This window comes from Caulobacter sp. D5 (assembly GCF_003185805.1).
Classification (GTDB): domain Bacteria; phylum Pseudomonadota; class Alphaproteobacteria; order Caulobacterales; family Caulobacteraceae; genus Caulobacter.
This window is the reverse complement of record NZ_QHJY01000158.1, coordinates 1-8,677: the sequence shown is the minus strand read 5'-3', so window position 1 is coordinate 8,677 and position 8,677 is coordinate 1. Positions and strand designations below refer to the sequence as shown.

General features: G+C 71.3%; 10 protein-coding genes and 1 pseudogene. 4 read left to right on the top strand and 7 right to left on the bottom strand.

From position 1 onward, the window contains the following. Positions 1-522 (top strand): annotated as a pseudogene (locus DMC18_RS11550) (hypothetical protein); the annotation flags it as partial. On the opposite strand, the gene arsC reads toward DMC18_RS11550, so the two are convergent. Genes arsC through DMC18_RS11535 form a run of 3 tightly spaced genes read right to left on the bottom strand, consistent with a single transcriptional unit; the run spans position 512 to position 1,933 of the window. Further along, entirely contained in the window at positions 512-919 is a 408-nt protein-coding gene (gene arsC / locus DMC18_RS11545) for an arsenate reductase (glutaredoxin) (protein WP_110121517.1), read from the bottom strand. The pseudogene DMC18_RS11550 and the gene arsC sit on opposite strands and share 11 nt — an antisense overlap. Then, positions 916-1,590 carry an MIP/aquaporin family protein gene (locus DMC18_RS11540; RefSeq protein ID WP_110121518.1) on the bottom strand — a complete coding sequence of 225 codons (675 nt, stop codon included), beginning with the start codon at positions 1,588-1,590 and terminating at the stop codon, positions 916-918. The genes arsC and DMC18_RS11540 overlap by 4 nt, the downstream gene beginning before the upstream one ends. Position 1,591: 1 nt before the next feature. Then, positions 1,592-1,933, bottom strand: a complete 342-nt coding sequence (locus tag DMC18_RS11535; protein WP_110121519.1) for a helix-turn-helix transcriptional regulator — start codon at positions 1,931-1,933, stop codon at positions 1,592-1,594. A 54-nt stretch (positions 1,934-1,987) separates the two neighbouring features. On the opposite strand from DMC18_RS11535, the gene arsH reads away from it, so the two are divergent. Then, the gene (gene arsH, locus DMC18_RS11530; protein ID WP_110132946.1) at positions 1,988-2,725 is read left to right on the top strand and encodes an arsenical resistance protein ArsH; all 738 of its coding nucleotides are present in this window, start codon (positions 1,988-1,990) and stop codon (positions 2,723-2,725) included. On the opposite strand, the gene DMC18_RS11525 is transcribed toward arsH, so the two are convergent. From DMC18_RS11525 to DMC18_RS11515, 3 genes are all read right to left on the bottom strand, one after another. Beyond that, positions 2,722-3,069: a PilZ domain-containing protein gene (locus DMC18_RS11525; RefSeq protein WP_110121521.1), complete on the bottom strand. Its 348-nt coding sequence runs from the start codon at positions 3,067-3,069 to the stop codon at positions 2,722-2,724. The genes arsH and DMC18_RS11525 overlap by 4 nt on opposite strands. A 10-nt stretch (positions 3,070-3,079) precedes the next feature. After that, positions 3,080-4,276, bottom strand: a complete 1,197-nt coding sequence (locus tag DMC18_RS11520; protein ID WP_110121522.1) for an FAD-dependent oxidoreductase — start codon at positions 4,274-4,276, stop codon at positions 3,080-3,082. Between the two features lie 242 nt (positions 4,277-4,518). Beyond that, entirely contained in the window at positions 4,519-5,937 is a 1,419-nt protein-coding gene (locus tag DMC18_RS11515; protein ID WP_110121523.1) for an amino acid permease, read from the bottom strand. A 182-nt stretch (positions 5,938-6,119) separates the two neighbouring features. Here DMC18_RS11515 and DMC18_RS11510 point away from each other — a divergent pair, with 182 nt between their 5' ends. Continuing rightward, positions 6,120-6,692 (top strand): DUF2939 domain-containing protein, encoded by a 573-nt coding sequence (locus tag DMC18_RS11510; protein WP_110121524.1) that lies wholly within the window; start codon positions 6,120-6,122, stop codon positions 6,690-6,692. Between the two features lie 6 nt (positions 6,693-6,698). Here the strand turns inward: DMC18_RS11510 and DMC18_RS11505 are convergent, their stop codons facing one another. Continuing rightward, positions 6,699-7,811 (bottom strand): serine hydrolase, encoded by a 1,113-nt coding sequence (locus DMC18_RS11505; protein WP_110121525.1) that lies wholly within the window; start codon positions 7,809-7,811, stop codon positions 6,699-6,701. A 231-nt stretch (positions 7,812-8,042) separates the two neighbouring features. On the opposite strand from DMC18_RS11505, the gene DMC18_RS11500 reads away from it, so the two are divergent. Further along, a partial coding sequence (locus DMC18_RS11500) for an AEC family transporter (RefSeq protein ID WP_199232565.1) occupies positions 8,043-8,677 on the top strand: 635 nt, incomplete at its 3' end.

Genomic DNA, 8,677 nt, shown 5'->3' with positions numbered 1-8,677 from the left:
CCGCCGACCCGCACCGCCCGCCCGGCCGTGCGCCCGCCCGACGTCGAGCCCCTGGTCGCCACGCCCGCCGACACCACCATGATGGCGGCCGAACTGGGCGAAGCCGATCTCGCCGGCGCGACCACCGTGGGAACGGGATCCGGCAACGGCTCGGGCGACGGCGCCAGCTGCGACATGGTCCGGCGGCTGCAAGCGGCTCTGCGGCGCAATCCCCGCGTCCGCTCGGCCCTGGCGTCGGCGCACGGCGAGGCCGCAGCCTCGGGCAAGGCGGTGCTGGTCTGGCGCGGCAAGTGGCTGCAGAGCCCAGGCCAGGTCGGCAAGGGCCTGGCGGGCGTGCGCGAGGCGATCATCATGGAGGTCGGCTTTGCTCCAGCCGCCTGTCGCGCCGACCTGATGCGCGGCCTCGTCGTCGTCAGCCTGGCCGACGGCCCCGGCGCGCCGCGCCTGGCGCTGGGCGACGCCTCCTGGCGCTGGTCCGACCTGCTGTTCGCGCCCGGGACGCGGCGGCCGTCTAGAGGATGACGACCTCGCCGTCCTCCTTGGTGAAGCTGGCCGGACGGCGGTCCAGCAGGTCGAGCACCCGCTCGGACGGACGGCACAGGGCCACGCCCTTGGGCGTCACCACGATCGGACGGTTCACCAGGATCGGGTGCTCGACCATGGCGTCGAGGATGCGCTCTTCGGAGACCCCCTCGGCCAGCAGGCCCAGGTCCTGGGCGGGCGTTCCCTTCTCGCGGATCAGGTCGCGCAGCGGCAGGCCGGCGCGGGCGGCGAGATCCCGCAGTTGCTCGGCGGTCCAGCCGGCTTGCAGATACTCGACCACGTTCGGCGCGTAGCCGGCGGCCTCGACCATGGCCACGACGTTGCGCGACGTGCCGCAGGCGGGGTTGTGGAAGATGGTGATCGGGAAGTCGGTCACGACGCGGTCTCCGCTTTCAGCAGCCAGCCGAAGACGCCCGCCGCCAGCAGGGCGCCGGCGAGCTGGGCGAGGATGAAGGCCGGGACGCAGGACGGCGCGATCCCGGCGAAGGTGTCCGACAGGCTCCGCGCGATCGTCACCGCCGGATTGGCGAATGAGGTCGAGGCCGTGAACCAGTAGGCGGCTGTGATGTAGAGCCCTACCGCCATGGGCGTGCTGTCGGGCCTGAAGCGCACGGTCCCCAGGATCGTCGCCACCAGGCCGAAGGTCGCCACCACCTCGGCCAAGGCCTGGGCGCCGCCCGCGCGCAGCTTGGTCGAGACCTGGACGACCGGCTCGCCGAACATGGCGTGGGCGACCCAGACGCCCAGCACCGCGCCGGCGACCTGCACGACCGGATAGGCCAGCGCCAAGCGCCAAGGCAGCTCGCGCCGCAGCGCCGCGACCAGGGTCACGGCCGGATTGAAGTGCGCGCCGGAGATCGGTCCGAACACCCCGATCAACACCACCAGCGCAGCTCCCGTGGCCAGGGTGTTGCCCAGCAGGGCGATGGCGACGTTGCCGCCCGCCAGCCGCTCGCCCATGATCCCCGAGCCGACCACCACCGCCAGCAGCAGGGCCGAGCCCAGGGCTTCGGCGACGAGGCGGCGCGACCAGTCGAAGCGCGCCATGTCAGCAGCAGGCCCCGGCCTTGGCGACGATCGCGCCCAGAGGGGCGCAGACTTCCGGAGCGCCGTTGCAGCAGTCTTCCATCAGGAAGCCCAGCAGGCCGCTCATCGCGCCGTAGTCGGCCGAATAGATGATCGACCGCCCCTCGCGCCGCGAGGTGACCAGCGCCGCGTGCGACAGGACGTTGAGGTTGGCCGACAGGCTGTTGGGCAGGACGTCCAGCGTCCGGGCGATGTCGCCCGCCGCGATCCCGACAGGACCGGCCTTCACCAGCAGGCGGAAGATCGCCAAGCGTCCATCGTGGCCGAGGGCGGAGAGCATGTTGACAGCGGACTTCGATTCCATATTTCCAATATGATCGAAATATCTGACAGATCAATGACGCCGTTGGAGACGCCCATGACCGAGTTCCCCGCCCTCGACCGCCAGTTCCTCGCCCCGGTGGATCAGGCCCGGCTCACCGTGGCGGCGCCCGCGACGCATCCGCCCCGCATCCTGCTGCTCTACGGGTCGCTGCGGGAGCGCTCGTTCAGCCGCCTGCTGGTCGGGGAGGCGGCGCGGATCCTCCAGGCGCTGGGCTGCGAGACCCGGATCTTCGACCCGCGCGACCTGCCCCTGCCCGACGCCGCCGGCCCCGACCATCCCAAGGTCCAGGAGCTGCGGGCGATGTCGCAATGGTCGGAGGGACAGGTCTGGTGCAGCCCCGAGCGCCACGGCGCGATCACCGGGGTCATCAAGTCGCAGATCGACTGGATTCCGCTGGAGATCGGCAGCGTCCGCCCCACCCAGGGCAAGACCCTGGCGGTGATGCAGGTCAGCGGCGGCTCGCAGTCGTTCAACGCGGTGAACACCCTGCGCCTGCTGGGCCGCTGGATGCGGATGATCACCATCCCCAACCAGTCGTCGGTGGCCATGGCCTACAAGGAGTTCGACGAGAACGACCGCATGAAGCCGTCCAGCTACTACGAGCGCGTCGTCGACGTGATGGAGGAACTGGTGAAGTTCACCCTGCTGACCCGCGACCGGGCCGACTATCTCGTCGACCGCTACAGCGAGCGGAAGGCCGACGGGCGCATCCCCGAGCACGTCGCCTTGGGCGCCGAAGCCATGCGCCACGAGGCCGCGACGGCGTCCTAGCCGTCGGTCGGCCAGGGACCGATCATGTCGACCACGCGGCCGGCGCCTTCGGCCCCGCCGAGGGCTTCGGTGAAGGCGCGGCTTTCGATGAACTGCAGGCCCATCTGGCCGTCGCCCTGCCAGACCATGCGGGTCAGGTGGACGAGGCGACGGGCCGGGTCGACCAGGTGCAGCGGGCCGGCCTGCGGCGACAGCTCCGGCCCGGCGATGCGGGCGCCGCCCTTGGCGATGTCGATCAGGCGACAGCGCAGCGGCTCGCCGCCCACCACGAGGTAGGCCTTGCGCGAGGCGGGGTAGCGTCGATAGGCGCGCTTTTCCATTCCCTGGACTTCAATCTGGCTCATCGCGGCGATTCTACACCCGACTTGGTGAATACAGCTTTGCGATTGTACGAACCGCGTCTTCGGCCTCGGCGCGGTCCGGCGTCTCGTCGGCGACGCCGTAGCCGAACATCTCGCTCTCGCCCACCTGCTGCACGACGATCCCGTCCGGGCGCGGCAGCACCGAGACGTGACGGTAGTAGAGGCCGTAGCGGACCTCGGGCTGCGGCGCCAGCCAGGCGATCTGGCCGCGCACCGGCGTGACGCTTTCGTCCTTCCACAGCGCCCGCGCGCCATAGCCCGTGCAGTTGACGACCACCGGCTCCTTCAGCCGCGCGATATCCGCCGGCGTGTCGAAGACCATGGTCTCGATGCGCCCGCCCTCGAGCAGGAAATCGGTGGTCAGCTGGTGGGCCAGGTCGGCGACGTTGAACTGCATCTGCACGCCCCGCCGCGCGCGGGCGACCGGGAACGGGTGCGCGCCCGGCGGCAGGTCGCGCATGCTGGGCACGAGGCCCGCCAGACGCTCGTTGTAGGTAACGAAACGCACCGGCGGCGCCAAGTTGACGGGACCCGGGCCGCGCGGGGCCGGCAGGGCGTCGAACAGGGTGTAGCGGTCGCTCCACGCCACCGGCTCGCCCGGCAGGCCCAGCAGGGTCTGGTAGGCGGCATAGGAGGTGCGGGCCATCCGCTCCCACAGCGCCGGGAAGTCGGCGGAGACCTTGTCGGCGTCGGCGATGCGGCTGTCGGGCGACCAGGTGCCGGTGGCCCGGGCCGAGCGGGTGTAGGGCGTGCGCTCCTTGGCGTAGATCGTCACCTTGGCGCCGGCCCGCTGCAGGGTGAGCGCCGTGGTCAGGCCGATGGCGCCGCAGCCGATGACGGCGACCTCGCGGGTCCCGCCCTCCAGCACCTTGCCCGCCGCGATCTCGGCCGAACCCCAAGACAGCGACCAGCCGCTGCCGCCGTGGCCGTAGTTGTGCACCACGCGCTTTCCCGCGACGGTCTCGACGTCGAGGCGTGGCCCCATGGCGCGGAACGGACGCAGGCAGACGGTGATCTTGGTGATCCGGTCGACCTCCATCCGCAGCGGGGCCAGCGGCGTCGCCAGGAAGCCGGACGGGCCGGCGACGGCGGGAAGACCCCGCCCCGTCGTGGCGCAGGCCGACAGGCTAGCGGCGCCCAGGCCGCCCAATCCCGCCAGCACCGCCCGCCGGCTGCTCGCCTCCGCCATGCCCCGCCTCCTGGAAATCCAGGGGCGAGCCTAGAGGCGCGGGGAAAGCCAGGGCAAGGCGCGAGGACGTATGGTCCCCAGGAAGATGAGAACTGACCCAAAACGAGGAACCTCCCCCTCTGAGAGAGGCGATCGCGCAGCGATCGGCGGGGGGGAGCGACGGCGAGATCAACTCATTCAGCGGAAGCTGGGAACGCCCCCCTCCGGCCTTCGGCCGCTCCCCCAGAGGGGGAGGTTCCAGCCTACGCCGCCAGCTTCGAGTGCTTGCGCGAATAGCCGAAGTACATGACGCAGGCCGCCGCCGCCCACAGGCCGAACAGCAGGTAGGTGTCCCACGGCAGGCCGATGATCAGGTAGAGGCAGAAGGCCACGCTCAGCACCGGCAGCACCGGATAGAGCGGAACCTTGTAGCCGCGCGGCAGGTCGGGCCGGGTGCGGCGCAGAATGATCACCCCGGCCGAGACGATGGCGAAGGCGATCAGCGTGCCCATGCTGGTCAGGTTCACCAGCACGTTCAACGGCACGAAGGCGGCCAGGAAGGCGATGAAGGCCGCCACGATCACCGTGTTCCACACGGGGGTGCGGGTGCGCGGGTCGGTCTTCTGAAAGAGGCGCGGCAGCAGGCCGTCGCGGCTCATGGCGAACAGGATCCGCGTCTGGCCGTACATGACGACCAGGGTGACGCTGAAGATCGAGATGATCGCGCCCAGGCACAGGATCAGCGAGGTCCAGCCCGCGCCGGTCAGGTTGCGGAGGATCACCGCCAGACCCGCTTCCTGGCCCGCGAAGGCGGTCCAGGGCTGGGCGCCGACGGCGGCCACGGCCACCAGCACGTAGACGGCGGTGACAATCAGCAGGCTCAACACTACGCCCAGCGGCAGGTTGCGGCGCGGGTTCTTGACCTCGTCGCCGGCGGTCGAGACCGCGTCGATGCCGATATAGGAGAAGAAGATCGACGAGGCGGCCGCCCCGATCCCGGCAACGCCCATCGGCGCGAACGGCGTCAGGTTCTCCGACCGGAAGCCGGTGAAGGCGATCACGACGAAGAACAGCAGCACCAGCAGCTTGGCCACCACCAGCACGGCGTTGACCGTGGTCGATTCCTTGGCCCCGCGCAGCAGCAGCACCATGCACGAGCCCACCAACACCACGGCCGGAAGGTTGAACACCCCGCCCGCTCCGGGCGGCGCGGCCAGGGCCTCGGGCAGGCGCCACTGGAAGAGGTCGAAGAACAGCTCGTTCAGGTACTGGCCCCAGCCCACGGCGATAGCCGAGGCCGAGACGGCGTACTCCAGCAGCAGGCACGCCCCGACCAGGAAGGCGACGAACTCGCCCAGCGTGGCGTAGGCGTAGGAGTAGGACGAACCCGAGACCGGGATGGTCGAGCCCAGCTCGGCGTAGCACAGCGCCGTCAGGGCCGCGGTGATCCCGGCGATGACGAACGAGACGATGACCGCCGGCCCGGCCAGCGGCACGGCCGTGGTCAGGGCCACGAAGATGCCGGTGCCGATCGTGGCGCCGACGCCCAGCATGGTCAGCTGGAACAGGCCGATCGAGCGGTGCAGTTCACCCGACAGGTCGTTGGGATTGTCGTCCCCCTCTGCCGCGATCGCGCCCACGGGCTTGCAGCGGAAAAGATCGGCGAGACGCAGGCCGGCCATGGGCGCTCCGGAAATTCCTCAGGGGCGGCGGGCGCTTAAGCGCCGCCGCGAGCGGCGACCCCATAGAGCGCCCAGGCCCGTCAGGAAAGCGGATTCCATCAATGGAACTCCCGGCGCGCGAACGCCCTTGCAGGAAGGGCATGAATGCCCATTCTAGGCGGCGTTAACCGTGCGGGGGCGCAATGACTTTGCAGAAGCGGATCTGGGACCTCATCGTCCTGGCGATCTTCGTGTTCGCCGCCGCCTACGCCACGGCGCCCTGGTTCGCGTTCCGCGCCCTGAAAGCGGCCGCCCAGTACGAGGACGTGCAGGCGATCGGCGAGCTGGTCGACTTTCCGTCGGTGCGCCGCAGCCTGACCGGACAGCTGGACGAGGAGGCGCCGGCCGCCAAGCCCGAAGCCCCGTCGATCTGGAGCAATCCGCTGGGCGTCTTCAAGCGCGCCATCGAGCCGATCGTCCCGCCCGAGCCCAAGGTCGACCGCTATCTCACCGTTCCTGGCCTGCAGGCCCTGACCCGCGGCTATGCGCCCGGCGCGGCCCCGCTGTCGCCGCCGCGTCCGCCGACGGTGCTGGCCCGCATGCAGGCCGTGGTGCGCGGCCCCTATCCGACCATCGCCTACTGGGACCCCAACCGCGTCCGCATCGCCGTGCGCCGGCCCGGCGCCAAGGACAAGGCGACGATCTTCACCTTCCAGCGCCGGGCGCTGTTCGAGTGGAAGCTGGTCCACATCCGCCTGCCCGGCGACGAGCGGTAGCCAGCCTCAGGCCACGTAGGCCCTCTGGAACTGCTGGGCGAGCTTGATGGCCGCGCCCTTCGACGCCTCCGGGCCGGCGTTGGTCGCGGCGATGATCGCCGCGCCGCGGCCGGGCGCGATCAGCACCACTTCGTGCCACAGGGTGTTGGAGCCCTCGTGGGCCAGGATCGGACCCCGGCTCCAGGGCTTTTCGGGCACGATCCCCCAGCCCAGCGCATAGGTCGCGCCCGGCGCGGGCGTGGTCAAGCGGCGGATGCTGTCGGGCGAGAGGATCGCGCTGTCCTTCAGAAACAGCCGGGCGAAGCGGGCGTGGTCCTGGAGCGTCATGTGCACCGTGCCGGCCGGACCCAGCGCCGGCGGATTGTCGGCCGGTCCCGCCGGATCGACCGGCGTCAGCCCGCCGCCCGGCGCGGATACGTGCCCCCAGGGGACGTCGCCCTTCGGCGCGCCGAAGCCGGCGCTTTCGATCCCCAACGGCTGGAACAGGCGCGTGCGGATCGCCTCCTCCCAGGCGACGCCGGTGATTGCCTCGATCGCCGCGCCGGCCAGCACGTAGTTGAAGTTGGCGTATTCGAAGGTCCCCGGCTTGCCGGTCGGCGGCGCGGACAGCACCTGGGCGGCGACCTCGACCCTTTGGACGGGCAGCGGCCGCTTGTCGAGATTGGCGCGGACCAGCCACGCGCCGGCCATCACCGGCCCGTCGCGGAGCCCCGCGCTGTGGCTCATCAGCTGTTCGATCGTGATCTCGCGCCAGGCCGGGTCGAGCTTCACGCCGGGAAACAACGCGCCGAGCGTCGCGCCCCATTTCGCCTGGCCGGCCTCGACCAGCCGGGCGTAGAGCGCCGCCGTCATCGCCTTGGTGTTGGAGCCGATGTGCCAGGGATCGCGCGCCTCGACCCGATCGGGCGCCCCCGCCCGGCGCACCCCGCCGACGGCGGTCAGGATCGTCCGCTCGGCGTTCGAGACCAGGCCGGCCACGGCCGGCGCGCCGGTCTCCGCCAGCACTGCCGTCGGATCGACGGGCCCCGCCGGCAGCTCCGAAACCTGGCGCGCGGTCGCCAGAGACGGCGACGCCCCCGCCACGGCGGCCAGGGCGAGCAGTCGGCGGCGGTCGAGCATCGGTTCGCTTCCTTGCGAGGAGGAGCCCCGTTGAAACTCAACCAAAAGGCGGTGGCAAATGAAGGATCGGTAAGCCGTCCCCTCCCGCCTCTCGGCTCTCTGGCCGCGGAAGCCGTACAATCGCAGCGACGCTTTTGACCCCGGCGCGCGACGGGTGGTATCAGCGACCCCGCGTTTTCCGCCGAGGCCCTCGCGCATGACCCTGTTCCCGCCCGCCAAGGCGCATCCGGCGTGATCGCCCTGACGCTGGAGGTCCTGGCGCGGGCCCTGCCGTTCTTCATGCTGGTCGGAGCCGGCGTGGTGCTGGCGCGGCTGCGGCTGTTCGACGGCCGCATGGCCCAGGGCCTTTCGGCCTACGTCTACTGGATCGGCTTTCCGGCCCTGCTGGTGCATTCCCTGTCGCGCATGGGCCGTCCGGGCCACGACCTGACCCTGGGCCTGGCCGCCTATGCCGGCTGCCTGGCGGCGATCATGAGCCTGCTGGTGCTGGCGGGCCTGACCTTGCGCTGGACCCGCGAAGAGCGGGCCGGCACGGCCATGGCCGCCGGCGTCGGCAACAGCGCGTTCCTCGGCCTGCCGGTGGCCGCCGCGGTGTTCGGCCCCGAGATCGCCCGCCTGGGCGCGGGGCTCGTGGCCGTGGACTTCGTGCTGGCCACCGCTCTTGGGGTCGCCTTGCTCGGCTGGGCCGGCGGGCGCTCGGTCTGGCGTTCGACCATGCAGGCGTTCCGCAACCCGATCGGCGCCGCCGCCCTGTTCGGCGCGGCCCTGGCCCTGATCGGTCTGCAACTGCCCGGCGTGCTCGACCGCGCGGTCGGCGCGGCCGCCGCCTCGGGCAGCCCCGTCGCCCTGGTGGCGCTGGGCGTGGT